The organism is Ideonella margarita (assembly GCF_038066635.1).
GTDB lineage: Bacteria > Pseudomonadota > Gammaproteobacteria > Burkholderiales > Burkholderiaceae_C > Ideonella > Ideonella margarita.
Window position 1 is genome coordinate 122,643 of record NZ_JBBUTI010000012.1, and the last position, 25,845, is coordinate 148,487.

Annotated in this window: 22 protein-coding genes; 11 read left to right on the forward strand and 11 right to left on the reverse strand. The window is 68.1% G+C overall.

Features of this window, described 5'->3' with window-relative positions:
- The first annotated feature begins 111 nt into the window (after positions 1–111).
- Positions 112–2,388, forward strand: a complete 2,277-nt coding sequence (locus AACH00_RS16695; RefSeq protein ID WP_341400313.1) for a TonB-dependent receptor plug domain-containing protein — start codon at positions 112–114, stop codon at positions 2,386–2,388.
- A gap of 211 nt (positions 2,389–2,599) precedes the next feature.
- Entirely contained in the window at positions 2,600–4,852 is a 2,253-nt protein-coding gene (locus AACH00_RS16700; RefSeq protein WP_341400314.1) for an ATP-binding protein, read from the forward strand.
- Between the two features lie 38 nt (positions 4,853–4,890).
- Here the strand turns inward: AACH00_RS16700 and AACH00_RS16705 are convergent, their stop codons facing one another.
- The 3 genes from AACH00_RS16705 to AACH00_RS16715 are packed head-to-tail and all read right to left on the reverse strand — an operon-like array spanning position 4,891 to position 6,849.
- Complete coding sequence (locus AACH00_RS16705) at positions 4,891–5,535, reverse strand: response regulator (RefSeq protein ID WP_341400315.1); 645 nt, start codon at positions 5,533–5,535, stop codon at positions 4,891–4,893.
- 33 nt (positions 5,536–5,568) lie between these two features.
- Positions 5,569–5,793 (reverse strand): RNA-binding S4 domain-containing protein, encoded by a 225-nt coding sequence (locus AACH00_RS16710; protein ID WP_341400316.1) that lies wholly within the window; start codon positions 5,791–5,793, stop codon positions 5,569–5,571.
- A 42-nt stretch (positions 5,794–5,835) separates the two neighbouring features.
- Positions 5,836–6,849: an LLM class flavin-dependent oxidoreductase gene (locus AACH00_RS16715; RefSeq protein WP_341400317.1), complete on the reverse strand. Its 1,014-nt coding sequence runs from the start codon at positions 6,847–6,849 to the stop codon at positions 5,836–5,838.
- A gap of 152 nt (positions 6,850–7,001) precedes the next feature.
- Here AACH00_RS16715 and AACH00_RS16720 point away from each other — a divergent pair, with 152 nt between their 5' ends.
- The 4 genes from AACH00_RS16720 to rsgA all read left to right on the forward strand — a co-directional run bounded on the left by AACH00_RS16720 (position 7,002) and on the right by rsgA (position 11,480).
- On the forward strand, positions 7,002–7,919 hold the full coding sequence (locus AACH00_RS16720; RefSeq protein WP_341400318.1) for a transporter substrate-binding domain-containing protein: 918 nt from the start codon (positions 7,002–7,004) through the stop codon (positions 7,917–7,919).
- Complete coding sequence (locus tag AACH00_RS16725) at positions 7,916–9,562, forward strand: histidine kinase dimerization/phospho-acceptor domain-containing protein (protein ID WP_341400319.1); 1,647 nt, start codon at positions 7,916–7,918, stop codon at positions 9,560–9,562. Before AACH00_RS16720 ends, AACH00_RS16725 begins: the two co-directional genes overlap by 4 nt.
- On the forward strand, positions 9,559–9,975 hold the full coding sequence (locus AACH00_RS16730; RefSeq protein WP_341400320.1) for a response regulator: 417 nt from the start codon (positions 9,559–9,561) through the stop codon (positions 9,973–9,975). Before AACH00_RS16725 ends, AACH00_RS16730 begins: the two co-directional genes overlap by 4 nt.
- A gap of 323 nt (positions 9,976–10,298) precedes the next feature.
- Complete coding sequence (rsgA, locus tag AACH00_RS16735) at positions 10,299–11,480, forward strand: GTPase RsgA (RefSeq protein ID WP_341400321.1); 1,182 nt, start codon at positions 10,299–10,301, stop codon at positions 11,478–11,480.
- A 12-nt stretch (positions 11,481–11,492) separates the two neighbouring features.
- Here rsgA and AACH00_RS16740 read toward each other — a convergent pair whose 3' ends face one another.
- From AACH00_RS16740 to AACH00_RS16755, 4 genes are all read right to left on the reverse strand, one after another.
- Positions 11,493–12,713 (reverse strand): choice-of-anchor X domain-containing protein, encoded by a 1,221-nt coding sequence (locus tag AACH00_RS16740; RefSeq protein ID WP_341400322.1) that lies wholly within the window; start codon positions 12,711–12,713, stop codon positions 11,493–11,495.
- A complete protein-coding gene (locus AACH00_RS16745) occupies positions 12,710–13,597 on the reverse strand; it encodes a hypothetical protein (protein ID WP_341400323.1) in 888 nt (295 codons plus the stop codon). The genes AACH00_RS16740 and AACH00_RS16745 overlap by 4 nt, the downstream gene beginning before the upstream one ends.
- A 177-nt stretch (positions 13,598–13,774) precedes the next feature.
- Entirely contained in the window at positions 13,775–15,253 is a 1,479-nt protein-coding gene (locus tag AACH00_RS16750; protein WP_341400324.1) for a hypothetical protein, read from the reverse strand.
- The gene (locus AACH00_RS16755; protein WP_341400325.1) at positions 15,250–17,259 is read right to left on the reverse strand and encodes a S9 family peptidase; all 2,010 of its coding nucleotides are present in this window, start codon (positions 17,257–17,259) and stop codon (positions 15,250–15,252) included. Before AACH00_RS16755 ends, AACH00_RS16750 begins: the two co-directional genes overlap by 4 nt.
- Positions 17,260–17,439: 180 nt before the next feature.
- Here AACH00_RS16755 and AACH00_RS16760 point away from each other — a divergent pair, with 180 nt between their 5' ends.
- The gene (locus AACH00_RS16760; RefSeq protein WP_341400326.1) at positions 17,440–18,366 is read left to right on the forward strand and encodes a DUF808 domain-containing protein; all 927 of its coding nucleotides are present in this window, start codon (positions 17,440–17,442) and stop codon (positions 18,364–18,366) included.
- Between the two features lie 53 nt (positions 18,367–18,419).
- On the opposite strand, the gene otnI is transcribed toward AACH00_RS16760, so the two are convergent.
- The 3 genes from otnI to otnK are packed head-to-tail and all read right to left on the reverse strand — an operon-like array spanning position 18,420 to position 21,193.
- Positions 18,420–19,226 carry a 2-oxo-tetronate isomerase gene (gene otnI, locus AACH00_RS16765; protein WP_341400327.1) on the reverse strand — a complete coding sequence of 269 codons (807 nt, stop codon included), beginning with the start codon at positions 19,224–19,226 and terminating at the stop codon, positions 18,420–18,422.
- Positions 19,227–19,256: 30 nt separating this feature from the next.
- Positions 19,257–19,910, reverse strand: a complete 654-nt coding sequence (locus AACH00_RS16770) for a class II aldolase/adducin family protein (RefSeq protein WP_341400328.1) — start codon at positions 19,908–19,910, stop codon at positions 19,257–19,259.
- Positions 19,907–21,193, reverse strand: coding sequence for a 3-oxo-tetronate kinase (otnK, locus tag AACH00_RS16775; protein ID WP_341400329.1), 1,287 nt, complete (start codon positions 21,191–21,193; stop codon positions 19,907–19,909). The genes AACH00_RS16770 and otnK overlap by 4 nt, the downstream gene beginning before the upstream one ends.
- A 171-nt stretch (positions 21,194–21,364) precedes the next feature.
- On the opposite strand from otnK, the gene AACH00_RS16780 reads away from it, so the two are divergent.
- On the forward strand, positions 21,365–22,399 hold the full coding sequence (locus tag AACH00_RS16780; protein ID WP_341400330.1) for a LacI family DNA-binding transcriptional regulator: 1,035 nt from the start codon (positions 21,365–21,367) through the stop codon (positions 22,397–22,399).
- Between the two features lie 13 nt (positions 22,400–22,412).
- Here AACH00_RS16780 and AACH00_RS16785 read toward each other — a convergent pair whose 3' ends face one another.
- On the reverse strand, positions 22,413–22,802 hold the full coding sequence (locus tag AACH00_RS16785) for a VOC family protein (protein ID WP_341400331.1): 390 nt from the start codon (positions 22,800–22,802) through the stop codon (positions 22,413–22,415).
- A gap of 378 nt (positions 22,803–23,180) precedes the next feature.
- Here AACH00_RS16785 and ltnD point away from each other — a divergent pair, with 378 nt between their 5' ends.
- From ltnD to AACH00_RS16800, 3 genes are all read left to right on the forward strand, one after another.
- The gene (ltnD, locus tag AACH00_RS16790) at positions 23,181–24,077 is read left to right on the forward strand and encodes an L-threonate dehydrogenase (protein ID WP_341400336.1); all 897 of its coding nucleotides are present in this window, start codon (positions 23,181–23,183) and stop codon (positions 24,075–24,077) included.
- Positions 24,078–24,167: 90 nt separating this feature from the next.
- Positions 24,168–25,184, forward strand: coding sequence for a TRAP transporter substrate-binding protein (locus AACH00_RS16795; RefSeq protein WP_341400332.1), 1,017 nt, complete (start codon positions 24,168–24,170; stop codon positions 25,182–25,184).
- A 50-nt stretch (positions 25,185–25,234) separates the two neighbouring features.
- Positions 25,235–25,795 (forward strand): TRAP transporter small permease, encoded by a 561-nt coding sequence (locus AACH00_RS16800; RefSeq protein ID WP_341400333.1) that lies wholly within the window; start codon positions 25,235–25,237, stop codon positions 25,793–25,795.
- The last annotated feature ends 50 nt before the right edge of the window (positions 25,796–25,845 follow it).

Here is a 25,845-nt window from a genome sequence, read left to right on the forward strand (position 1 = left end):
ATTGTGGCCGGTGGTTCACACGCCTTCACGTTGGAAGAGAAGCGCGCAATTTGGCGGAACCTAATTCACGGAGTTCACACAAAATGCGCACTCTTACAAAGAAACCTGTTCATGCCCACCCTTGCATTGACGCCACTGCGCACCGCTTGCCTGACCCTGCTCACCAGCCTGGGTGCCGCGAGCAGCCAGGCCCAGACGCCTGCACCAGCCACCCCCGCCGCGCCAGCTGCACCAGTGGTTCAGACTGCCGACACGCCAGCTGCAGAGCCCGCCGTCAAGCCGGATGCAAAGCCGGACGCCAAGGGCGCCCCCACCACGTCGACGGCCGCACCGGCCGGCACGCAGCGGGTTGAGATCACGGGTGGCCGCGAAATTGACACCGAGCTGCGCCGCCGCTCCACCGCGGCCAAGATCGTGGTGGGCCGCGATGAAATCTCGAAGTACGGTGATGCGTCCGTGGGTGAGCTGCTCAAGCGCCTGCCCGGCGTGACGATCCAGGGCCAGCCCGGCCGCGGTGGCGCCATCCGCATGCGCGGCCTGGGCAGCGGCTATACCCAGATCCTGCTGGACGGCGAACGTGTGCAGGGCGGCCTGTCGCTCGACACGATCGACCCCGACCAGGTGGAGCGCATTGAAATCATCCGCGCCCCCACCGCAGAAACCGGCGCCCGCGCGATCGGCGGCACGATCAACATCATCACGCGTGAAGGCTTCGTCAAGCGCCTGAATGATCTGCGCTTGTCGACCGGCCTGGAGCAGGGCCGCGCGCAGCCGGGGTTTTCATGGTCGCGTGACGACAAGCTCGGCGAGCTGGACTACAACGTGGCTCTTTCCGCGTTCAAGGACAACCGCTCGAACGCGTCCACCATCCAGACCGAATCGGCCGATACCGACCGCACCGAGCGTTTGAGCTCGGTCGACCACCGCCAGGGCCTGCACCTGACCGGCCGCCTGCAGCTCAAGCCGGTGGAAGGCCAGTCGCTGATGCTGATGCCGTTGGTCATCTACTCGGAGGGCGACACCCGCCGCCAGTCGACCTTCGACGCGCCGGTGCTCGGCACGCTGCCGTACGAGAGCAGCATGGGCAGCACCGACTGGCGTTTTTCGCTGGTGCGCCTGAATGGTCAGTGGCGCTTGCCGGTGGGTGACGGCCGCCTGGAAGTGCGCGGTGGTGCGGGCCAGGCGGGCAATGCCAGCCACACGCTGCGCACCGAGCTGCTGACCAGCGGCAGCAAGATCAACTACGACGATGCGGTGGACGCCACCGAGCGATCGCTCAACCTGAATGCCAAGTATTCGAGCCTGCTGGAGGGCGACCACCAGCTTGTGATGGGCGCCGAGCTCGATTCGGCGCGTCGCACCGAAACCCGCGAGCAGCTGGTGGATGGTGTGGCCGTGGCCAATGAGTTTGGCAACGACCTGCGCGCCCGTTCCCTGCGCAGCGCGCTGTATGCCCAGGACGAATGGCAGGTGAACCCGAACTGGGGTGCCTACGCCGGTCTGCGCTGGGAAGGCATCAGCACCACGGGTGGCTCTGCCAGTGATGAGCGCAGCAACCGCTCCAGCGTCTGGACGCCGCTACTGCACGCCGTCTGGAAGCCGGACCCCAAGGGCCGTGACCAGGTTCGCATCAGCCTGACGCGCAGCTATCGCTCGCCGGGCTTGTCCAGCCTGGTCGGCGCCACCTGGCGCTCGAAGGGCGACAATAGCCAGACCAACCCCGACCGCGCCGGCAACCCCGATCTGAAGCCCGAAATGGCCACGGGCATCGACCTGGCACTGGAGCGCTATCTGGTGGGCAGCGGCATGCTCAGCGTCAACCTGTTCCATCGCCAGATCACTGACCTGATGCGCACGGTGGTGAGCCTGACCCCGCAAGCCGACGGCAGCCAGCGCTGGGTGTCGAAGATGGACAACGTGGGTGATGCCATCACCCAGGGCGTTGAGCTGGAGGCCAAGTTCAAGCTCAGCGACGTGGATGCTGACCTGCCCGGCGTGGAGTTGCGCAGCAATGCCAGCATCTTCCGCTCGCGCGTCAAGCAGGTGCCCGGCCCAGACAACCGCCTCGACCAGCAACCCGGCGGCACCTTGAACCTGGGTGCTGACTACAAGTTGCCGGGTGTGCCGCTGACGGTGGGCGGCAATGTGAACTGGACGCCGGGCTACACCACCCGCCTCAGCGAAACCCAGTACCTGACCCAGAACACCAAGCGCGTGTTTGACGCCTACGCGATGTGGCAGCTCAACACCACCACGCGCGTGCGCCTCTCGGCCAGCAACCTGATGCCGCGCGGCACCGAGAGCATCAGCGAAGTGGACGGCGAAACCGCCACCACGCTGGCCAGCAGCCATGTGAACTGGCGCCTGCAGCTTGAAATGAAGCTGTGATGGGCAGGGCGGTCGCCGCTTAGCTCTTTCGGCGTATGGCGCGAGGGTGATGGTCGCGATGACAATGGCTGCTTGCCCGGCCATCTTCATGCGCGCTCCATTTTTCTGGTTCCCTCTCACGCTCGTCCGGGTCAGCGCTCGCTCGCTGTCCGGGTTCGTCCTGCTGTGTCTGGCTGGGCTGTGCCTGCTGGTGGCTGGGGCGTCTTCGGCCTTGGCCGCGCCCGTTGCCACCGAGCCGGGCGTGGTGATGCCCGAGGTCGAGGTGCAGGACGAGGCGGGGCGCTGGGTGCCCACGACCTTGCCCTATCGCTGGCGCTCGACGGCCACTGACACCTCACGGCGGCTGACTTTCCGCCTGCGCTTTGACTTGCCGGCCGTGCCCACCACCATGTGGGCCATGCGGGCCGACCGCATGCCGCCGGACCGGCAGCTCACGTTGAATGGCCAGCTGCTGAGCGGCGCCTTGCAAGACCGCGCCCTGGTGCGCCGGTTTGCCTTGCCGGCGCAGTGGGTGGATGTGCCGCCCGCCCTGCTTCGGGCCGGTTCCAATGAATTGCTGATGACGCTGGAGTTGAGTCACCGCGTCGGTGCCTTGGCGCCCGTCACCCTCGGGCCGGCCGATGTGCTGCAGCCCGAGTTCAGCCGGCTGGTCTGGTTCACCGTGTCCTTGCCGCAGGCACTGAACATGGCGGCGGCAGGCCTGGCCTTGTTCATCCTGCTGATCTGGTGGTTGCGGCCGGCTGAGCGCGTATTGGGCTACTTCGGGGCACTCTGGCTGCTGGTCTCGGTGCGCAACATGGCCTACTTCGTCACCAACGGCCACCTGCCGCCGGCGGTGTCTGATTACCTGTTCTACGCGGCGCAGGTGTTCAGTGCGCCGCTGGTGGCCGGCTTTGCGCTGGCGATTGCGCGCCGGCCGTGGCCCTTGCCCCGCGCGGCGGTGATCGCCGTATTGGCCCTGATGCTGCTGATTGGCGCGCTGGGTGTCTGGCTGGACCGCATGGTGCTCGTGCGGCAGTGGGTCTACCCCTGCTTCATCGTCGTGCTGTGCTGGGTGGCCTGGCTGCTTTGGCAGGGCGTGCGCCAGCTGGCGCCGCTCGCGCGCCGTGGCATGGCGGTGGCACTCGGCACGCTGGTGGTGGCGGCCGTGCATGACTACCTCTATGCCACCGGTGGCTTGCCCTACCTGGGAATGCAGCCCGTGCTCAACCACGTGATGGGCACCTTCTGGGTGCCCTGGGTCAGCCCGCTGCTGCTGCTGGTGGGCGCGCGCGTGCTGCTGCAGCGCTTCGTGCAGGCGCTTGATCTGTCTGAGCACCATGGCCAGTTGCTGGAACAACGTGTGGCAGACCGCACCCGCGAGCTGCAGGCCGCCAACGCCGCCAAGACGCGCTTCGTGGCCGCCGCCAGCCATGACCTGCGACAGCCGGTGGCCAGCATCGGCTTGCTGGCTGGCTTGCTGCGTGAGCAGGTCAATGGCAGTGCCAGCCGTGCGGTGCTCGATCGCCTGACGGAATCGGTGGCGGCGCTGGAGTCGCTGCTCAAGGGCCTGCTCGACATGTCGCGGTTCGACGCCGGTTCGGTCCAGGTGCGGCCGCAGCGCCTGCAGCTGCAAAGCCTGTTTGACGCTGTGGCTGCCCATGAGCGCGACGCCGCCGCCCTGAAAGGCCTGCAGCTGCGCCTGCATGCCAGCGGCCTGTCGGTGCAGGCCGATCCGGTGCTGCTGGAGCAGATGGTGCGCAACCTGGTCAGCAACGCCGTGCGTTACACCGAGCGTGGCGGGGTGCTGGTGTCGGCGCGACGGCGCGGTGATGGCGTGCTGCTGCAGGTGTGGGACACCGGCTGCGGCGTGCCTGATGACAAGCAGGCCAGCATCTTTGAAGAGTTCGTTCAGCTCGACAACCCGGCCCGAGAGCGCCATCGCGGCCTCGGCCTGGGCTTGTCGCTGGTGCGCCGGGCCTCGCAGCTGATGGCGGTGCCGCTCAGCCTGCGCTCGGTGCCGGGCAAGGGCAGCTGCTTCTCGCTGATGCTGCCGCGCGTCGGTGCGGCACAGCGCGTGGCACCGGTGGCGCCTGTCCAACCGCGCAGCCTGCGCGGCATGCAGATCGTGGTGGTGGATGACGACGAAGGTATCCGCGAGTCACTGCGGCTGCGGATCGAAACCTGGGGCGCCCGGGTGCAGTGCTACGGCAGCGTGGCGGCTTTGCGTGATGCGCTGCAGCGGCAAGGCTTGCCGCAAACGCTGGATCTGGTGCTGAGTGATCAGCGCCTGCCGGACGGCCACGCCTTGGATGTGCTGGCGGTGTTGCAGCCGAGGTGGCCCGATCTGCCTGCGCTGATCATCACCGGCGACACCGCGCCAGCTGACCTGGCTCGTCTGCAAGCCACCGGTCTGCGGGTGCTGCACAAGCCCTTCTCGGCAGAGGCGCTGTTTGATGCGATGCGCGAGGTGGTGCCGGGCTGAGGTCCGGAGCTGGGTGTCGGAGGCGACCGCCGCCGAGCTCAGCGCGAAGGTGCGGGCAATTCCCAGCCCATGCGGGCAGCCACCACCACGGCCTGGGCGCGAGAGCTGATGTCCAGCCGCTCGAAGATCGCCTGCACGTGGGTTTTCACGGTCGAATCGGACACGCCCAGTTCGCGGGCGATCAGCTTGTTTGACTTGCCTTCGATGACGAGGCGGAAGACGTCCAGCTGACGCGGCGTCAGCCCCATGTCCGAGAGCGCACCGGGCAGCAGGTCGTGCACGGGCACGGTGCTGTGCATCAGGCGCGGCATGGCGATGCCGCCGGCCAGCACGGTGCGCAAGCCGGCGTCCAGCGCCTCGATGTCTGCCGTCTTCGGGATGAAGCCCACGGCGCCCGCGTCGATGGCATTCATGATCGTCTCGGCGCGGTCATCGGCCGACACCACGATCACCCGTGGCATCGGCGCAGCTTCCCGCAGGCGCTGCAGCGTGGCCACGCCCCGGCTGTCGGGCAGGTTCAGGTCCAGCAGCACCAGGCTGATGTCGGGCGCAGCGGCCAGCGCCACCAGCCCATCGGCCAGCGTGCCGCAATTCACCAGCGGCACCTCCGGGTGGCGGTGCGTCATCAACAGCGACAAGGCTTCACGGAACAGGGCGTGATCGTCAATGAGCAGGCACTTCATGGGTGGCAGCAAAACGGCGTTTGGGGGAAGACGTCAGGCGGCTACGGCGAGCAACTGGACGCGCACGTCGCCCAGCTGAACGACTTGCCCGGTTCTGATCTTGCAGGTCTTGCGCTGCTCCACAGCGCCATCCACCTGCACTTCGCCGTCAGCGATCAACATCTTGGCGGCGCCGCCGCTGTGGGCCAGCCCGGTGGCCTTCAGTAGCGCATCGAGCGTGATGTGCTCGCCCCGCAGCGCGAATTCAATGGTTTCCATCCCCATATTGTGACGTTTTGTTGTGAAACTGCGTACAGAGGTTCACTGCAGCCGGAATTCTTCCGCAATCAAGGCGTAAGAACGGCGCCGAACCTCGGGGTTGTAGGTCCAGGTGTTGATGACGAGTTCGTCCAGATGGAACGTCTCTGCCAGACCACGCAGGGCCCGGCCGACAAAGGCGCGATCGCCCACCAGGGCCCGCTCACGCATCGGCGCCACGATGGTGGCCATGGCCTCGGGGTCGAAGCCCTGCGCGGCGATGTGATCGGGGTTCTGCAGCGGGCCCAGCCGGCCGCGCTGACGGTCAACGCGCCAGCGCTCGCGGCTCAGGGCGTGGTGCATGGCGTCTTCCGCCTTGTCGGCGGCCAGTGCCCAGACGCAGATCGTGGCTTGCGGTCGGGGGTGGCGTTCGCTGGGCTGGTAGAGCTCGCGGTACAGGCGCAGCGCCTGCTCGGCCCCTTGCCCGTCCATGAAGAAGTAGGCGAAGGCATAAGGCAGGCCGAGCGCCGCAGCCAGGCGAGCGCCGTAGTCGCTGCTGCCCAGCACCCAGATGTCGGGGCTGCGCTCGGGTCGCCCGACCATGTCGACCGGTGGGCGCGGTTGGGCCGTGATGCCCTTGTGCAGCAGCCCGGCTGACCAGCGCTGCAGATCCTGGATCTGCGCCGGGAATTGCTCAGCAGCCTGGTGGGCGTCCGGGTTGAGCGCCATGGCGGTGCGCATGTCGCTGCCGGGCGCGCGGCCCACGCCCAGGTCGATGCGGCCCGGCGCCAGCGCGTCCAGCACCCGGAACTGCTCGGCCACCTTCAGCGCCGAGTAGTGCGGCAGCATCACGCCGGCACTGCCGATGCGGATGCGCTGCGTGCGCGCGGCCACCGCAGCCATCAGGATCTCGGGGGCGCTGCCGACGATGGTCGGCATGCCGTGGTGCTCGCTGACCCAGAACCGGTGATAGCCCAGGCGCTCGGCCACCTGGGCCAGATCGAGCGTGTCACGGATGGCCGCATCTTCGCCGCTGCCGCTCAGTGCAATGGATTGATCGAGGACGGAGAGTTTCATCCGCAGGATGCTACGCCGAGTCGCCAGATCGGTCTGTGCCCGGGCCGTGCGGCGCCCGGGTGCGCTGGCAGGCCATGGCCGGGCAGGGCGCCAGGTTTAGGGCGCATGGGGGATGTTCCCGTCAGGCAGGCGCGCGCATACTTGGTCCCGGAATGAAGTACTTGCGGTCGCCATTCGCGTTGCTGGTCTTTGTTGGCGTGGTGCTGCTGCTGGCGGCTGTGCCGACGAAGGCGCAGGTGTCGGCGCCATTGCAATCGGTTGCGTCTGAGCCTTCAGCCAGCGCGCCGGCCGCCCGCCCCTGGCGCATGGCCCCTGAGCGCGATTACGGCCCCTTCGTCTACATCGACGACCAGGGCAAGCTGGCCGGGCTGTCGGTCGATGTGCTGGCGCTGGTGGCCCAGCGTGGTGGCGTGCCTTGGCAGGCCTTGCCGGCAGCTCCGCTGGCCCAGCAACTCGCGGCGCTCAAAGCCGGCGCGGCTGATTTCGTCACCTCCGTGCGCCCCACCCCGGAGCGCGCGGCCTATCTCATCTTCACCAGCGCCTATGTGAACGTGCCTGCCGTGGTGGTGAGCCGTGATGGCGGTCAGGTGCAGTTGCAGGCGCTGAACGGTCAGACGGTGACGGTGGGGCAAGGCTACGGCGTCGAGGGTTTTGTGCGGAAGGCCTACCCGGGCATCAACTGGCAGGCCGTGACGGACGACGTGCTGGCCCTCAAGGCCGTGAGCGAGGGGCGCGCCGCTGCGGCGGTGGTGGATCTGGCCAGCGCCGGCTTCGTGATGCGGCAGCACCATCTGACCGGTCTGACGGTGGGCGAGTCGGTCGGTTTTGACTATGCCTTGAGCTTCGGGGTGCGCAAGGACCTGCCTGCGCTGCGCGACGAGCTGGACGCCGGCATTCGCCAGCTGAGCACCGCGGACCGTGCCAGCCTGCGGGCGCGCTGGTTGTCTGCGCCCGAGCAGCCTCAGGCCATACCGCGCAGCCTGTGGTGGGCGCTGGGCTTGCTGACCGTGCTGGCCTTGCTGGCGGCGGTCTGGTGGTGGCGCGGCCGTCGAACAGGGGTGCGGTCGTGAGCGCGTCCTACGGCTGGCGCACCGGCTGGCACACCCAGGGGCCTTCCGACCCGGCGGGTTCCTGGTGGGCGCTGGGCCTCGGATTCCTGGTGCTGGCCTGGGTATCGATTCTGCTGTCCAGGCAGCCGGGCAGTGTGGCCAGCCTGTGGTTGGCCAACGGGTGGGCCATCGCGTGGCTCTCGACTCGCCTGCAGGGCGGGCAGGGCGGGCAGGGCCGCGGTGTGCAGGTGGCCCTGGCGCTGGCCGCGGTGGCGCTGGCGAACTTGCTGGCCAACCTGGCCTCGGGCGATGCGTTCCTCGACACGCTGGTGTTCTTGCCCGCCAATGTGCTGGCAGTGGCCGTGGCCGCCTGGTCGCTGTCTGGCGGGCGGGCCTGGCGCATGTTGCAGCAGGGGCCGCGAGCCTTCATGTCTGGCCTGTGGCGCGGTGCCTTGTTGCCGGCTGTTGTGGGCACGCTGTTGGGAACGATGGCGTTCTGCAGCACCAGCACCAGTGCCCTGTCGTGGCAAGACGTGGCGCTGACCTGGTTCGAGGGCGACCTGATCGGCAACGTCGTGACCTTGCCGCTGGCCCTCTGTGTGCTGACCATCCCGCGGGCTGAGTTGCTGCGGGTGTGGGTGCGTCCTGGCACGCTGGCACTGCTGCTGTTGTGCACGGCCGCCACGCTGGTGGCCGGCGCCTGGTTGCCGATGCCGTTCGCCTACATGGCCGTGCCCTTGCTGGCCGCCGCCAGCCTGTCGCCATTCCCGGTGCTGGCGCTGGCCACGTTCGTCACGGCCCTCACGGTGGGGCTGGCCACGGCGCTGGGCTGGTTCGTGCCACCGCCCATCTCGGCGTCCTGGGAATCCCTGTTCATCAACCTGCCGCTAGTATTGACCTTGCTGCCGGTGCTGATGCTCGGCATCAGCATCGAGGACCAGCGGCGCCAGCGGGCCGAGCTGCAGAGCTCGCTGCAGCAGCTCAGTCGCGCTCATGAGGGACTTCAGGCTTTTGCGCGGATGGCCGCTCATGACCTGCGCGAGCCCGTGAACACCATCGCCAGCTTCAGCCAGCTTTTGCAGCAGGACGAGGCCGGCCGCCTGGCGCCGCGCTCGGCACAGTTCCTGTCGCATGTGCAGGATGCCGCGGTGCGCATGCGGCGCCTGCTTGATTCCCTGCTGGACCATGCGCGGCTCGACCGCGACGCCACCGAGCCTGTCACGCTCGTGCCGCTGGACGACGTGTTGAACCAGGCGCTGGATTCACTGGCGGCCAGGGTGCGGGAGACCGGCCTGCAGGTGCAGCGACAAGCCCTGCCGCAGGTGCTGGGCAGGCGGTCCTTGCTGGTGCTGCTGTTCCAGAACCTGCTGAGCCGGGCCATGAAGGCTGGCCTGGCCGGCGAGCCACCGAGGGTGGCGGTGCAGGTGCTGCTGACGCCCGGCCGCCTGATCATCAGCGTGCGCGATCACGGCCTGGCATTGCCGCCCGATGTGCTGGCCGAAGGCGAGCTGGATGCCAGCCTGGCGCTGTGCCGCCATGCGGTCGAGGTGCACGGTGGATCGATGTGGCTGGATGCCGATGTGGCTGAGGGGTCGCGGGTGTGCATCGCCTTGCCCCAGAACCAGGACTTTGCCGCTGAGGCAACGATGGAGAGCCACCCATGAGCCTGCCGATGCCCTGGCCCCGGGTGATGGTGATTGACGACAGCGAGACCGACTTGCTGCTGGCCGAGATCTGGCTGCAGCGCTCGGGCGTGGCCGCAGAGGTGGTCACCTGTCCGCGGGCCGATCTGGCACTGACAGCCCTGTGCCAGTGCGCCGAGAGCGGCGGCGAGTTGCCCACCTTGTTGCTGCTGGACATCAACATGCCCGGCATGGGCGGTTTCGCGTTTCTGGACGCCAAGTCGGCGCTGCCCGATGCAGCGCTGCGCACCTTGCCCGTGGTGATGCTGTCGTCGTCCCCCGACGAGGAAGAGCACCAGCGGGCACTGAGCCATCCGGCGGTGCTGGACTTCGTCGTCAAGCCCGCCAGCCCGGCCGTGTTCCAGGCCCTGGCTCAACGCCTGAGCCAGGCTTGACACCACACGGAATTCAGTCAGACACTGCCACTTGCGTGGTTTGGCCTCAAGCCGCGCCCCGGGCAAGCCACTTGCCCTGATTCGGAAAGGAGCTCGCCATGATTCAAGCCCTGAACCCCACCCTCTGGCTGGCCGCTTCGCGCGCCTGACACCGGCTCGCCGTACTGGCGCCGTACCGTGAACCGGTACGGGTGCGCAGCACGGCCTCTTTTGCCGGCGCCACTTCGCGCGCCGCGTCTCCAGCCCTTCTTGCGCCGGCCAGACATGGCCGATCGGGTGTGTCCGTGTCTCCACGGCTGCACCGGCTGACAGACGAATTCCGAATGAACACTTTTGATACCTTGTCCGCGCTGCGGACGATTGGCCTGACGCCGCGCGTGGTGCAGGCTTGCCTGGCCCTGGCACCACAAGCCGATGAACAACTGCTGCGCGTCGTGGCCGTGTCGCGCCACCAGCTGCTGCTGCATGACGGCGTGCAGCAGCGCGCCGCCTGGGCCTGGCCCAGCCTGATGGCCAGCCTGCAGGCCGCCCGCGACCAACTGGTGGTGGGCGACTGGGTGCTGGCGCTGCCACCCGCCGTTGGTGATGTTTCAGTTGATCGTACTGGGGCTGGTGCTGAGCAGCCCGCCTGGCAGGTGACGCGCCGACTGCCGCCCCTGAACGCCATGACGCGGCGCGTGCCAGCGGGCCATCGCCAGCGCCTGGTCAGCCATGTGGACGTGGCGCTGCTGGTGCTGGCGGCCGATCGCCCCATGTCGCTGCGCTGGGCTGATCGCTGGCTGGCGCTGGCCCGTCTGGCACATGCCAGCCCGGTGGTGGTGCTCACCAAGGCCGACCTGCTGGCGCGCAGTCCGATGGCGCTTTCGCCAGTGGCGGCGCTTGAGCGTCACTGGTCGGTGAGTGCCCCTGGTAGCGTCACCCCAGGCTCCAGCGATGGCAACTGCCCGGTGCCCATCCGCCTGCTCGATGGCCGTGGGCCGGAGGTGCTGGAGCAGCTGTCACCGTGGCTCAAGCCCGGGCTGACGCTGGCTCTGGTCGGGCCAAGCGGTGCTGGCAAATCAACCCTCGCCAATACCCTGACCGCCCTCGGCGGCGACCCCGCCCAACTGCCGGTGGGCGAGGTGCGGGCCAGTGACGGTGAAGGCCGGCACACCAGCACCGGTCGTGCCTTGTTCCGCTGCGCCGGCGGGGCTTGCCTGATCGACACTCCGGGCTTGCGCAGCCTGCAGCTGGATGCAGCCGCGGCTGACCTGGAGCAGGCCTTTGACGATGTGCAAACCCTGGCCAGCGCCTGCCAGTTCCGCAATTGCCGCCACGGCAGCGAGCCTGGTTGCGCGGTGCGCGAATCGCTCGCGCCCAGCCGCCTGGGCAGCTGGCACAAGCTGCACCGCGAAGCGCAGCGTCAGGAGATGGACTGGCTGGGGCGGCGTGCCTTGCTGGCCGAGTGGAAGCTGCGCAGCAAGAGCGCTCGGCGGCGGCAGCGGGCGGAAGCCTCGGCGGATTGATCGGGGGCCGGATCAGGGCTGTTCAGGCGGGGCCAGCTGCTCCAGGCGGGCCTTGGCCTGCGCCACGTCCTTGTCGTACTCCGTCAGGTGCCGGCTGCGCTCTTCGCTCTGCCATTCCGCGTCTGAAAACGCGGTGAGCGGGTAGCTCCTGGTTTGCAGCACCCGGCCCACGCGGCGCGGCAACATCGAGCGGTCGGGGAAGGTGTCGGCGCGCAGCAGGAAGGCGTCGACGTCGCGCAGCGTCAGCGGAAAGCTGGGCTGCAGGTCTCGCACCAGTTTGCCGAACAGCGGCAGGCTGACCGTCTGGTTGCCGCTGCCGAGTTCGTCGTTGAAGCTGACCAGTGCCACCGGCTTGCCGTTGGCGTCGTCCACGCGGCCAGTCACCACGTAGCGGCCGGCAGTGCGCACCTCCAGCGGCAGTTGCAGTTGCAGGCTGCCATTGGCCATGGCCTCACGCGGGCGGCCGGTCCATTTGGCGGGCGCGTCCGGGCTGCTGATCATGTCGAAGTAGACGAAGCCCGGTTGCTCGCCCGATTGCAGCGCCACCGACAGCCGCAGTACGCCAGCCAGCTCGGCAAAGCCCTGGTTGGCCGGCTGCACGGTGGTGGTCCAGATGCCGTCGCCGGCGGCTTCGTCGCCGCCAGTGCCGTCGTCGTGGAAGGCCACATTCACCTCCGGCATCGTGCTGCCGTTCTGGCCCGTGGCGCCTTGGTGCAGCACCGCGCGTTGCACCACCAGGGGCAGCACCTGCCCATTGACGTCGACGGCACTCACGGCCAGCTTGGCGCTTTCGCCAGCGGCCAGATGCACCTTGTCTTGCCAGGTGCGCAGGCGAATGTTGTTGTTGCCTTCCTTGCCTGCCAGCCGCAGCGGCGCTTCTTCCGTGATCGGCCGGTTCGGGTAGATCTGGTCCGGGTGCTCACGCAGCGGACGTGAATCGTGCGGGTAGCGCGTGGCGTCGCGGTAGGCGTCGCGCACCTGGGTGGCCCGCTGCAGACGGGCTTGCCACAGGGCGCGCTCGGCGGCGCGGGCGGCAGGGTCAGCCGGCACGCGCGGGCCGGCGCCCGATGACTTCATGAAACCGCCCACCGCGCTGTCAGGCAACAGCGCGGGGGCGGAAGCGGCTGCGGCAGGCGCTTCCGCGGTGTCGGCCGACGCATCGGCGCTCAGCCACCAGCGGCCCACCAGGGCCACGGCTGCCACCACCAGCAGGCCTGCGCGCAGGGGCTTCACTTGGCGTTCAGCTCCATGTCCTTGCGCACGAGCGACACAACACCCGCCCAGTTGTTGTTGGTGTAGTGGTTGTAGGCCTCGTTGTCGTCACGGAAGGCGACCGAGTGGTTGCTCCACTTCGTGCTGCCACCTTCGTTGGCGGCCGTGCCCAGCTTGAGGTCGTTGCACAGCCAGTCAGACGGGTTGCACAGCGCCGAGCCACCCGTGCCGGCCACGCCGCCGCTGGAGTGATAGGCCACAGCTTCGTCGTCCTGCCCCGGCAGGATGAAGGAGTAGGCCGTGCCGCTGGCGCCGGCGTACATGTAGAACCACTTGCCGCGGGTGTTGTTGTGGTCGTACATGGCGCGGGCCGTGGTGGTCTTCAGGTCAGACACCAGCGGCTCACTCAGCGCCCAGCTGCCGGCGTTCGACAGCTCCGAGCCGCCGCCGGCACCTGCCGCAATGTCCACCCACTTGATGTTCCAGCCGGTCTGCGTGGTGCCGTCGCTGTTGCTGCAGCTGCCGCCACTGTTGGGCGTCGGGGTCTTCTTGTAGCGCGTGCTGCCGCCATACATGGCCAGCGTGTAGCCGATCATCAGGTCGCCGGCCGAATGCGCGGCCACGTAGCACCAGTTGGTGCCGGTGCAGTAGCAGTCGAGGGCGTCGCGCACCAGGTAGTTCTGGTCGGAGATGTGGTTGTAGCCGTCCCAGTTCACCGACTTCTTGTTCACGCCGCCGTTGGCCGAAGAGGGGCCCCAGTAGGTGAAGTCGGCATGGTTGCCGAGTTGCCCGCCGCCGGTACGGCCGTTGATCCAGAGTGAGAAGTTCGTGGCTTGTGCCACCGCCGCTGCCAGGCCGGCCGCGGCCAGCAGTGTCAGTACCAGATGCTTGACTCGCAATTGCATGTTTGTCGTCTCCAGGTGGGTGTAGGTCGGGGTGGGTCGACGCGCACGTTAGTTTGGAGTTGTGACAAATCGCACAGGAGAAACCCCCACAAACCTCCACAAACGCCCTCAAAGCGCGTCGGTGGTTACACGGGGGTTACGGTGGCGGGCAGGCGCCATGGCGCCGGTCAATGCCGCTCAGGGCAGCTCGATCCGGCTGTCGCTGCGGCGCGCCTGCAGGGCCTGCGGCCAGGGCACCAGCACCTGGTCTTCCACGCAGTTGCTCCAGCTCGTGCCGGTGAGCTCTGGTGGCAGCTGGCGGCTGGTCTGCTGGGCTTCGCGTTCGATGCCTGCGTGGTTGAACTGCAGTGCCAGGCCGTCGTCCGTCGGGAAGGCCACCAGGTCATGTGGCACGACGGGTAAGGCCTCGCAGCGGCCGGGCAGCACGCAGCCGTGGGCCTGCAACCAGCGCTGCAGGCAGCGCCCTTCTCGACGCGGCCCCAGCGCCCGCAGCGCCGCACCCAGCAGCCCGCGGTCTGCGTCAGCACCCGGTGCGGGTGCGTTGCCGAGGTCAAGTGCAATGCTGCCGTCCAGGCGCTTGAGCGTCGCGTACCGGAAGCCGTCGGCAAAACGCACTGGCTTGCCGCTGGCCAGGTCCCACACGGGGTGGCTCTCAAAGCCTGCGCGGCTGGTGGCGCCCACGGCGCTCTGCGCCGCTTCCATCACCAGCCATCGCGTGCTGGCGTAGCGCACCCGCAAGCGGGCCTGGGCATCGCGGCCCAAGGCCTGGTTTTCAAGGGCTTCGCCGACGAGGCTGGCGGCGCGGCGGTCGACTTGCCGCTGGATTTCGGCCAGGGTGGCGGGTTCAGCGGTGGCGATCACGCGGTCCCACTCGACGCCACTGGCGGCGTGTTTCATGGCTTGCCAGCGGGTCTGGCCGCGCTGCTGCACCTCGCCTTGCGGGCGGGCGTCGCTGGCCAGCGCGGCATCAAAGAGGTCGCGCTCATCCTTCGGCGGGTTCGCTGGCGGCGGTGTGTGGACGAAGCGCGCTGGTATCGCTGCGCCGGCTGCAGAAAGCCGCACTTCCAGTGCGCCACCGGGCTGCGCGGGCACCGGGCCTTCTGGCAGCACCAGGGTGTTTGTGGCTTCGCAGTCGGGGGTGGAGCCTTCCGCACCGGTGCCATTGAACAGTGGGCACAGCGGCCAGCCGGCTGCGGCGCTGCCTGCGCGGGGCATCGGGTCGACCATCACTTCGACCATGACGCCGGGTTGCCCGGCAAGGGCGGCGCGGTACAGCACCACGCGGGGCAGCGTCACCGCCTCATCGCCGCGGCGCAGCGTGGCGCCGTCGCTGATCCACAACCAGGCGGCCTGGCCGTTCAGGGTGCCTGAGAGCACACCGCGGTGGTGCTGCAGCAATTCCAGCGCCGCGGCATGCCGGGTGGCCAGCGGCAGGGGAGCTGATCCCGCCCCGCTGCTGGGCTGTGGCGCCACGGCCTGGCTGGCCGCGACTGTGCTCGCGGACGCGGCCGCATCCGCGGCGGCTGGTGGCGCAGCGGGCTGGCACGCCGCCAACCCCAACATCAGCCCCAACATCAGCCCCAACAGCAGCCCAGCCAACACCGCCCCTGACGAGAGCCGGCGCAGCAAGCCCCGCCGGCCCAGGCTCAAGCTCACGGCTTCAGCGTCTGCTGGATGAACATCACCGTGGCGTAGAACTGGAAGTCGGCGTTTTCCTTGCGGGCAAAGCCGTGGCCTTCGTTTTCTGCCAGCAGGTACCAGACCGGGGTGCCGTTGGCGCGCACCTTCTGCACGATCTGGTCGGCTTCCGTCCACGGCACGCGCGGGTCGTTGCGGCCCTGCACCACGAACAGCGGCTTGGTGATCTTGCCGGCATTCGTCAGCGGCGAGATGCGTTCCTGGAAGGCGCGCATCGCGGGGTCACGCTCATCGCCGTATTCCACACGGCGCAGGTCACGGCGGTAGCTTTCGGTGTTGTTCAGGAAGGTGACGAAGTGCGAGATGCCCACCACGTCAATCGCGCCTGCGATGCGGTCGCTGTAGTGGGTGGCCACGGCCAGGCTCATGTAGCCGCCGTAGCTGCCACCGCTCACCAGCACGCGGTCAGCGTCCAGCTGCGGCTGGGTCTTGATCCAGTCGAGCAGGGCGCCGATGTCCTTCACCGAGTCTTCGCGCTTGAAGCCGTTGTCCAGCGCGAGGAAGGTCTTGCCGTAGCCGGTCGAGCCGCGCACGTTCGGCCGGATGATGGCCACACCGAGCTCTTCCAGCAGGTAGTTCATGCGGCCCATGAAGCCGATGCTGGACTGGCCTTCAGGGCCGCCATGGATGTCGATGAAGACCGGGCGCTTGCCGGTGAAGCGGGCCGGCGGCTGGCTCAGCAGGCCGGAAATCTGGCGGCCGTCAAAGCTCGTCCAGCGCACCACCTGCTGCGGCGCGAAGCGGCTGGGGTCGATGCCGGGGGCGGCGCTGGCGCGGGTCCATTGCACGGCCTGGCCGGTGGATGCGTCGAGGCTGAACACCTGGCCGGGGCCGGCGCTGCTGTTCACTGCAAAGCCCAGCTCCTGGCTGCCACGGCGGAACAGCGCGCCGCCGGCGGCACCGGCGGGCAGGGTGGGGGCGGGCAGCTCCTTCAGCGTGCGCGTGTCGAGCAGGCGCAGGCGGCCGAGGCCGTCTTCGTTGCTGCGCAGCGCGGCCAGCCGGCCGTCTTTCGAGAGGCTGCCGACGCTCAGGTCCCAGTCCAGCAGGGGCTCCACGCGCTGGCGCTGGCCGGTGCTCAGGTCGACCTTGTTCAGGGCCTTGAATTCGCCGTCGCGGTCGGTCACCACCAGCAGGCTCTTGCCGTCAGGCAGGAAGCCGGCGGCGTCATAGGCGGCGGGCGTCTTGTCGCCGGCGGCGGGCAGCAGCTGGCGGCGCTGGCCGCTGGCCACATCCATCAGCCACACTTCTGATTCATTCGCCGACACATAACGCTGCAGGGCCAGCGTGCGGTCGTCTGCCGACAGGGCGTCCACGCCCCAGCCGCCACCGGGCAGCGTGGCCACCAGCTTGCGGCCGGCGGGCTGCAGCGGGTCGGTCAGCCAGATGGTGGTGTTGACTTCGGCGCGGGTGCCGCCGGTGGCGGTGCGGTCGAGCGGCACCGCCGTCGACACCATCTGCGCCGGCTTGCCGTGCGTCCAGGTTTGCAGGCTGTGGCGCAGGTCGGGGTCAGACAGCAGCGTCACGGCGCGGGTGGCCAGGTCGAGCCGATACAGCTGGGCCACTTCGTTGCCACCGCTGGCGCGCTCGAACACCACATAGTTGCCGTCGTTCGGCTCATAGCTGGCGCGGGTGACGGGGTCTGCGAAGTCGGTGAGCTGCTCGGCCTCGGCCATCGGGCCGGTCAGGCGATAGATCTGCGACGTGCTGGCGCCTTGCTTGCGGTGCGCCACCAGCATTTCGCGGCGCTGCGGGTGCCAGTCAACCAGGCTGTGGCCGCGGAAATCGTTGTACTTCGCCAACGCGGCGGCCAGCGTGGCCGGGATGGGCGGAATGCCCTCGGCGCGCAGGTTGGCGTTTGGCTGGATCAGCGCGGTGGTCGGGGCAGTGGTCGGGGCGGGCGGCGCCGCGATGGTGCTGCACGCGCTGGCCATCACGGCCAGGCTGAGGACGAGGAGTTGTCGCATGGAAGGGCTTGTGGCGTTGGCGATGCGGATGAAAGGCACGGCTGGCGCGGCTGAAGGGTGTTCAGGCCGCGCGCAAGCCGAGCGTGCACTTTAGCGCTCGTTGACGCCTTCGGGATTCGCCATTGGCGAGCGTCAAGGCAGTTAGCATGCGGCCCATCCTCAGCCTTGAATGACCGCCCCATGGCCGCTGCCAGCCTGCTTGCCCTGATCGATGACATCGCCACCGTGCTGGACGATGTCGCCCTGCTCACCAAAGTGGCCGCCAAGAAGACCGCCGGCGTGCTGGGTGATGACCTGGCGCTGAACGCCCAGCAGGTGGCCGGTGTGCAGGCCGACCGTGAACTGCCGGTGGTGTGGGCGGTGTGCAAGGGCTCCTTGGTCAACAAGGCCATCCTGGTGCCCGCGGCCATGCTCATCAGCGCGTTTGCGCCCTGGCTCATCACGCCGCTGTTGATGGTGGGCGGCGCCTTCCTGTGTTTTGAAGGCGTGGAAAAGTTGGCCCACCGCTGGTTGCATCCGGCGGACGAGGACGACGCGCACCACGCGGAATTGACCCGCGCCCTGGCCGACCCGGAGGTGGATCTGGTGGCGCTGGAGAGCGACAAGATCAAGGGCGCCATCCGCACCGACTTCATCTTGTCGGCCGAGATCATCGCGATCGCGTTGGGCACTGTGGCTTCGCAGCCCTTGTCGACGCAAGCCGGCGTGCTGACGCTCGTGGCCGTGGTGATGACGGTGGGCGTTTACGGCCTGGTGGCGGGCATCGTGAAGATGGACGACGCCGGCCTTTACCTCTGCCGCCAAACGGGTGAGGGCGCTGGCACGCGCCTGGGTCGCTCACTCGGCCGGGTGCTGCTGAGTGCCGCGCCCAAGCTGATGAAGTTGCTGGCAGTGGCCGGCACGGCCGCGATGTTCCTGGTGGGCGGCGGCATTCTGGTGCACGGCTGGCCCTGGCTGCACCACGGCATTGAGGCGCTGCTGGTGGCCGTGCCCGCGCTGCTGCACGGTCCTGCCGGACTGCTGGCTGATGCTGTGGTGGGCATCGTGGCAGGCGCCGTGGTGCTGGGCGGCGTGCTGGGCGTTCAGCGCCTGCGCGGCAGCCACTGAACGGGTGACCAAGTAGCGCCAGGCACTGAGTTGTCAGCGGCTGGCTGAAGGCCTCACAGGCCCTTCATCCAGCCCAGTCCGCTGCTGGTGCCGCCAGGCACCGCGCCCCGCGCCGGGCGGTATTCGCAGCCCACCCAGCCGTCCCACTGGCCGGCGGCGGTCAGCTCATCGATCACCTGGAACAGGTAGGGGTGGTGCAGCTCGCCCATGTCGGGCTCATGGCGCTGCGGCACACCGGCAATCTGCAGGTGGGCGACGCGACCGGTGGGCAGGTACTGGCGCAATTTCATGGCCACGTCGCCTTCCACGATCTGGCAGTGGTACAGGTCCATCTGAACCTTCAGGTTCGGCGCGCCGATGGCCTGAACGATGCGGTGCGCCTCGTCTTGCCGGTTCAGGAAGAAGCCGGGAATGTCGCGGGTGTTGATCGGCTCGATCAGCACCTGCCGGCCGGCGTCCTGGGCGGCTTCGGCGGCCCAGGCCAGGTTGGCCTCGTAGGTGGCTTGCAGCGCGGCGCGCTCAACGCCTGCGGGGGCCAGGCCGGCCATCACATGGATGCGCGGGCATTGCAGCGCGTCGGCATAAGCCAGCGCCTGCGCAAAGCCGGCGCGGAACTCGGCCTCGCGGCCCGGCAGGCAAGCCAGCCCGCGCTCGCCGGCGTCCCAATCACCCGGGGGCGCGTTGAACAGCACCTGCTGCAAGCCATTGCCTTGCAGACGCGCGGCGATGTCTGCGGCTTCAAACGCGTAGGGGAACAGGTATTCAACGGCCTTGAAGCCATCGGCCGCAGCGGCGGCGAAGCGGTCAAGAAAGGCATGCTCGTTGTAGAGCATGCTGAGGTTGGCGGCGAAACGGGGCATGGCGGTTTTCTCGTCAGGGGTTGGAGGCGTTCACCAGCGGGCGCCGAAGGTGTTACGCAATTCTGCAATGGCGGCTTCGGGCAGCGGAGCGGCCCGGGTCATCAGCCAGAGGCGGGCGGTTTCTTCCAGCTCTTCCAGCACCGCGCTGGCCTCGGCCGGGCTGCGGTGCCATACGTTCGGGCCGAGCCGCGCCAGCATCACGGCGCGCAGCGGTGTTCCGGCCGCCTGCGCCCGGCTGATGGCCTGGGCCACCAGGTCGGCAACGGCGGGGTCACCCGGCCGGTGGTAGGGCAGCAGGGGCACGTGGCCCACCTTCATCACGAAGTACGGGGTGATGGGCGGCAGCAGGTCGTCGAGCGGGCCCTCGGCCTGCAGGCTCAGCGCCACCAGGTGGGTGGCGTGGGTGTGGATGACGCAGCCGGCTTCAGGCTCGGCGGCGTAGATGCTGCGGTGCAGGGTCAGCGTCTTGGAGGCGCGGTCACCACTCAATTGCTCACCCGCTTCGTTCACCTCGGCCAGGCGGGCGGGTTCCAGCGTGCCCAGGCAGGCGTCGGTCGGGGTGATGAGAAAGCCGCCGCCGGGCAGCCGAACGCTGATGTTGCCGGCGCTGGCATGCACATAACCGCGCTGATGGAGCGAGGCACCGACGCGGCAGATTTCTTCGCGCAGGTCGGCGTGGTTCATGCGGGCACCTGCGTTGTGGACATCTGGGTGAATGCCTTGGTGAAAAAGTCCGTCGTGCCGAAGTTGCCCGACTTCAGCGTGATGTGCAGCCCCTCCGGCGCCAGCGCCGACTGGCCGTGGCACCAAGGCACGCCCGGGTCGATCTGCGCGCCGATGCGCAGCTGCGCCAGGCCCAGTGCCTGCACGCAGGCGCCCGAGGTTTCGCCACCTGCCACCACCAGCTGGCGCACGCCGCGCTCGACCAGGCCGCGTGCGACCTGTGCGATGGTGTGCTCCACCATCGCGCCCGCGGCGGCCACGCCGAGGCGGCCCTGTATGGCCTGCACGGCCGAGGGCTCGGCGGTGGAATACACCAGCACCGGGCCGGCCGCCAGGCGTGCGGTGGCCCAGCTCAGTGCTTCGGCCACCACGTCATCACCGCTGGCGATGCGCAGCGGGTCAATCGCCAGCGCCTGCCCGCCCTGGGCGATGAAATGCGCCACCTGGGCGTTGGTGGCCACCGAGCAGCTGCCCGACACGATGGCGCGCAGGCCTTGGGCGGCCGGCAGCGCCGAGGTTTGTGAGGACGGCGCCAGCCCGAAGTTGCCTGGCAGGCCAATGGCCACGCCGGAGCCGGCGGTGAGCAGCGGCAGGCCTTTCAGGGCCGGGGCCATGCGCATCAGGTCGTCATTGCTGACGGCATCCACGATGGCCATGCCCACGCCCTCGGCCTTCAGAGCCTCGATGCGGTCGCGGATGGCGGCTTCGCCCCGGGCCACCACGGTGTGGTCAATCAAGCCCACCTTGCGGCGGGTTTGGGCTTGCAGCACCCGCACCAGATTCGGGTCGGTCATCGGCGTGAGCGGGTGGTGCTGCATGCCGCTTTCGTTCAGCAGCACGTCACCGGCAAACAGGTAGCCCTTGAAGACGGTGCGCTTGTTGTCCGGGAAGGCCGGTGTGGCGATGGTGAAGCTGGTGCCCAGCGCGTCCATGAGCGCATCTGTCACCGGCCCGATGTTGCCTTCGGCGGTGCTGTCGAAGGTGGAGCAGTACTTGAAGTAGATCTGCTGCACGCCCTGGGCCTGCAGCCAGCGCAAGGCCTCCAGCGACTGCGCGATGGCCTCTTGCGCCGGCACGGTGCGTGACTTGAGGGCCACCACCACGGCATCCGCGTCGGTGTTCAGCGGCTCGGTGGGCACGCCGATGGTCTGCACCGTGCGCATGCCGTTGCGCACGAGGTTGTTGGCCAGGTCGGTGGCGCCGGTGAAGTCGTCGGCGATGCAGCCGAGCAGGGGACGGGACATGAGCGAGCTCTCCGGGTCTGATGTTTGCGCTAACAATTGTGCCATTGTGCGATCATTGTTAGCGCAACCAGACTCGTGTAAACCCGGGCCGCGCCCCGTGACAGCCCACCGGGGCGGCTATGCTCGCCCCTTGGCCGCAGCCCACTGCGGCGTCTGCCTTCCCAGCCAACGATGAACCAGAACGACCCGACCCAGGAATTGAGCGATGTTGGCGGCGGCGTGACGCTGCAGGAGGTGGCGCAGCTCGCGGGCGTCAGCAGCATGACCGTGTCGCGCGTGCTGCACGCCCATGCCAATGTGTCTGAGCAGACGCGCAGCAAGGTGCAGGCCGCCATCGCGCAGCTGGGCTACGTGCCCAACCGGCTGGCCGGTGCGCTGGCCACGGCGAAGACGCGCCTGATGGTCGTCATCGTGCCCTCGCTCAGCAACATCGTGTTCCCCGAGGTGCTGCGCGGCGCCAACCAGCGGTTCGAGGCGGCGGGTTACCAGGCCGTGATCGGCGTGAGTGACTACGACCAGCAGAAGGAAGAGCAGCTGATCGAGGCGATGCAGTCTTGGCGGCCTTCGGGCTGGATCGTGGCGGGGCTGGAGCACACGCCGCGCGCCCGCCAGATGCTGCGCGAAGCGCGCAGCCCGGTGGTGGAAGTGATGGACATGGACGGTGACCCCATCGACATGGCCGTGGGCTTCTCGAACCTGCAGGCCGGGCGCGACATGGGCCGCTTCCTGGCCCGTGGCGGGCGGCGGCGCATCGGTTATGTGGGCGGCCACCTCGACCGCGACCTGCGCGCAGCCAAGCGGCTGCAAGGCTTCAACGAGGCGCTGGCCGAGCATGGCCTGGCGCTGCATGGCCAGCACTCGGCCGACGAGCCTTCGTCGCTGTTGCTGGGCCGCACCGGCCTGGCCGCGCTGCTGGAACAGCACCCCGACCTGGACGCCGTGTATTTCTCGAACGACGACATGGCCGTGGGCGGCCTGATGCACTGCATCGCCGCCGGCATCGACGTGCCGGGCAAGCTGGCGCTGGCGGGCTTCAACGGCCTGCAGATTGGCGAGGCCGTGCCCAAGCGCCTCACCACCATCCGCTCACCGCGGTTCGAGATCGGTGAGCGCGCGGCCGATCACATCCTCGCGCGGCTGCAGGGCAAGCAGCCGCAGTCGCGCGATGACATGGGCTACGAGTTCGTGACGGGCCAGACGGCCTGAGGCTGAGTCTTCTTCAGACGCGGAAGATCGCGCAGAGCTTGTTGCCGTCCGGGTCACGCACGTAAGCGAGGTGCAGTGCACCCATCGCCCCGGCGCGCAGGCCCGGAGGGTCTTCAATCGACACGCCGCCGTGCGCCACGGCCACATCGTGGAAGGCCTTGACCTGCTCGGCTGAGTCGCACTTGAAGCCGATGGTGGCGCCGTTCGCGGAGGTGGCGGGCTCGTTGTTGATCGGCTCGCTCAGGCCGAAGGTGCTGCCGTTGTGGCGGTAGAACAGGCGCACATGGCCGCTGGCGGCCACATTGCGGATCGGCTCACCGGCGCCGAGCACGCCGAGCACGGCGTCGTAGAAAGCCTTGGATCGCTCGATGTCGTTCGAGCCCAGCATGACGTGGTTCAGCATGGCGATGCGCTTGGATGTTGATGATGACTGCGGATGCTACGCCGGTTGCCGGGCGGCGGCGGTGGCCTGCGGAATGCCGAGACACCGCCCAAGGCAAAGGCGCGACACGGCCTGAACAGCCCCACAAGCTGGCCTTCACACAGCTGAAACTGCGCCAAAACCCGACAAAACCGCGCCGCAAACACCGCGGCGCCAGCCCTTGGTTCCCCCGCCATCCGTAGCACCGACATCAGGGAAAGCACCGGATTGATTGCGCTAACAATTCGCCAACAATGGTGTTGTTAGCGCAAACAACTGCGTCTTCGGCGCGGCCAGATCCCTGCCGGATCGTGTTTGCGCCCGGCTGCACCGCAGCCCTCAGGTGAAAAACAGGAAGGAATTCGAATGAGCAAGGTTGGCGTCATCGGCCTCGGGGCCATGGGCTCGGGCATGGCAGGCTCGCTGCGGCGCGCCGGACATGAGGTGTTCGTGTGCGACGCCCGTCCGGGCGCGGCCGAGGCCTTCGCCCGTGACGGCGGCGTGGCCTGCGCCAACCCGGCAGAGCTGGCCCGCCAGTGCAGCGCCATCGTCAGCGTGGTGGTGAATGCCCAGCAGACCGAGGCCGTGCTGTTCGGCGACAACGGCGCTGCGGCGGCCATGCATGCGGGCAGCGTGTTCATCATGTGCTCCACGGTCGACCCGAACTGGTCCATCGCGCTGGAAGGCCGACTGGAGGCGCTGGGCCTGCACTACATCGACGCACCCATCTCCGGCGGCGCCGCCAAGGCCGCGTCGGGTGAGATGACGATGATGACCGCCGGCAAGCCCGCCGCCTACGCCGCCTGCGAAGGCCTGCTCGAAGCCATGGCCGCCAAGGTCTATCGCCTGGGTGCGACGGCAGGCAATGGCAGCAAGGTCAAGATCATCAACCAGCTGCTGGCCGGTGTGCACATCGCGGCCGCTGCCGAAGCCATGGCGCTGGGTCTGCGTGAGGGCGTTGATGCCGCCGCGCTGTATGAAGTCATTACCCACAGCGCCGGCAACAGCTGGATGTTCGAGAACCGCATGGCCCACGTGCTGAAGGCCGACTACACGCCGCTGTCGGCCGTCGACATCTTCGTGAAGGACCTGGGCCTGGTGCTCGACACCGCCCGTGCCAGCAAATTCCCGCTGCCGCTGGCCAGCACCGCGCACCAGATGTTCATGCAGGCGTCCACCGCCGGCTTCGCCCGCGAAGACGACTCGGCCGTCATCAAGATTTTCCCGGGCATCGAGCTGCCCAAACCGGCCGTCTGATCGGCCGCGTCCTTCGTCCCTCGCCCCCCAACAAGTGCTGCCGCAAGGTGGCTTCCCTCACCCCGTCCGTGGGTTTCCTGGAGTGCTCTCATGATCTCTTTCCGCTTCTCCACCATTGCCGTGGCATTGGTCTGTTTTGTCTCGGCCGGCATGGCTGCTGACATTGAAGAACGCAACATCAAGATCGGCACCACGCTGGCGGGCGACCACCCGCAAGTGGCTGCCCTGACCAAGTTCGGTGAGCTGCTGGGCCAGAAGAGCGGCGGCAAGCTGAAGGTCAAGATCTACCCGGGCGGCACGCTGGGCAACGACGTCAGCATGACGGCCGCCGTGCAGGGCGGTGTACAGGAAATGGCCATCCCCGAAGCCTCGACGCTGGTGGGCAACCCCGCGCTGAAGGAGTTCGGCCTGCTGAACCTGCCGCTGCTGTTCAAGAACAGCGCCGAGGCCGACAAGGTGCTCGACGGCCCGTTCGGCAAGAAGCTGCTGGATCGCCTGCCGCAGACCGGCCTGATCGGCCTGGGCATCTGGGAAAACGGCTTCCGCCACGTGACGAACAGCCGTCACCCGATCAACAAGGTCGAAGACTTCGCCGGCCTGAAGATCCGCGTGCTGCAGAACCCGCTGATGATCGACCTGTTCAGCACCCTCGGCGCGAATGCCGTGCCGATGCCGTTCCCCGAGGTCTACCCGGGCCTGGAATCGAAGGCCGTGGACGGCCAGGAAAACCCGTTCGCCACCATCGAATCCTCGAAGTTCTACGAGGTGAACAAGCACGCGGTGATTTCCGGCCACGTCTACAGCGCCTGGGCGCTGATCATGGGCAAGAAGTTCTGGGACAAGCTCTCGCCGGTCGAGCAGAAGCTGGTGCGTGACGCTGCCGCTGAAGCTACGACCTATGAGCGCACCATCATGCGTGAGTTCGACCGCAAGGCGCTGGAGTCGGTCAAGGCCAAGGGCATGCAAGTCACCGTGCTGAGCGACGCCGAGCGTGCCCGCATGGGCGAGAAGCTCAAGCCCGTCACCGACAAGTTCACCAACCAGTTCGGCGCTGCTGCAGCCGCCGAGCTGACGGCTGAGCTGGCCCGCATCCGCGCCGGCAAGTGAGTGCGCTGAGCCGGCCCTGCGGGGCCGGTTGAACCTGAGGAGACTGACCCATGAAGAAACTGCTGGACGGCTACTGCCGTCTGATCGAGTGGCTGCTGATCGCGCTGTTGGCGACGATGGTGGTGCTCGTGTTCGGCAATGTGCTGATGCGCTATGCCTTCAACTCCGGCATCACCGTGTCGGAAGAGCTGGCCCGCTGGTTCTTCGTGTGGCTCACCTTCCTCGGCGCTGCTGTGGCCGTGCATGAGCGCAGCCACCTCGGCTCTGACATGCTGACCTCCCGCCTCGGGCCGCTCGGCAAGCGCATCTGCCTCGGGCTGGGCCAGGCCCTGATGCTCTGGGTGACCTGGCTGCTCTTCAGCGGCTCATGGCAGCAGATGCAGATCAACGCGGATGTGCAGGCGCCGGTGACGGGCGCGTCGGTGGCCGTGTTTTACGCGGCCGGTGTGGTGTTCGCGGTGTCGACCGGTTTGATGCTGGTTGGCGACTTCTGGCGCACGCTCTCGGGCCAATTGAGCGAGGCCGATCTGGTGATGGTGAAGGAGTCGGAAGACCTGGCGCAGATCGATGAGCTGCACCTGAACCAGAGCCAGACCTTCAAGAAGCACTGACCTTCCCCGCGCCCCTGCCGGAGACAACCGCATGACCGTATTCATTTTCC

Bases quoted from the DNA above. Each gene is read 5' to 3' on its own strand.
- AACH00_RS16695 (WP_341400313.1), top strand. From the start codon at position 112: ATGCCCACCCTTGCATTGACGCCACTGCGCACCGCTTGCCTGACCCTG.
- AACH00_RS16705 (WP_341400315.1), bottom strand. From the start codon at position 5,535: ATGAAGTGCCTGCTCATTGACGATCACGCCCTGTTCCGTGAAGCCTTG.
- AACH00_RS16710 (WP_341400316.1), bottom strand. From the start codon at position 5,793: ATGGAAACCATTGAATTCGCGCTGCGGGGCGAGCACATCACGCTCGAT.
- AACH00_RS16715 (WP_341400317.1), bottom strand. From the start codon at position 6,849: ATGAAACTCTCCGTCCTCGATCAATCCATTGCACTGAGCGGCAGCGGC.
- AACH00_RS16720 (WP_341400318.1), top strand. From the start codon at position 7,002: ATGAAGTACTTGCGGTCGCCATTCGCGTTGCTGGTCTTTGTTGGCGTG.
- AACH00_RS16730 (WP_341400320.1), top strand. From the start codon at position 9,559: ATGAGCCTGCCGATGCCCTGGCCCCGGGTGATGGTGATTGACGACAGC.
- rsgA (WP_341400321.1), top strand. From the start codon at position 10,299: ATGAACACTTTTGATACCTTGTCCGCGCTGCGGACGATTGGCCTGACG.
- AACH00_RS16745 (WP_341400323.1), bottom strand. From the start codon at position 13,597: ATGCAATTGCGAGTCAAGCATCTGGTACTGACACTGCTGGCCGCGGCC.
- AACH00_RS16755 (WP_341400325.1), bottom strand. From the start codon at position 17,259: ATGCGACAACTCCTCGTCCTCAGCCTGGCCGTGATGGCCAGCGCGTGC.
- AACH00_RS16760 (WP_341400326.1), top strand. From the start codon at position 17,440: ATGGCCGCTGCCAGCCTGCTTGCCCTGATCGATGACATCGCCACCGTG.
- otnI (WP_341400327.1), bottom strand. From the start codon at position 19,226: ATGCCCCGTTTCGCCGCCAACCTCAGCATGCTCTACAACGAGCATGCC.
- AACH00_RS16770 (WP_341400328.1), bottom strand. From the start codon at position 19,910: ATGAACCACGCCGACCTGCGCGAAGAAATCTGCCGCGTCGGTGCCTCG.
- otnK (WP_341400329.1), bottom strand. From the start codon at position 21,193: ATGTCCCGTCCCCTGCTCGGCTGCATCGCCGACGACTTCACCGGCGCC.
- AACH00_RS16780 (WP_341400330.1), top strand. From the start codon at position 21,365: ATGAACCAGAACGACCCGACCCAGGAATTGAGCGATGTTGGCGGCGGC.
- AACH00_RS16785 (WP_341400331.1), bottom strand. From the start codon at position 22,802: ATGCTGAACCACGTCATGCTGGGCTCGAACGACATCGAGCGATCCAAG.
- AACH00_RS16795 (WP_341400332.1), top strand. From the start codon at position 24,168: ATGATCTCTTTCCGCTTCTCCACCATTGCCGTGGCATTGGTCTGTTTT.
- AACH00_RS16800 (WP_341400333.1), top strand. From the start codon at position 25,235: ATGAAGAAACTGCTGGACGGCTACTGCCGTCTGATCGAGTGGCTGCTG.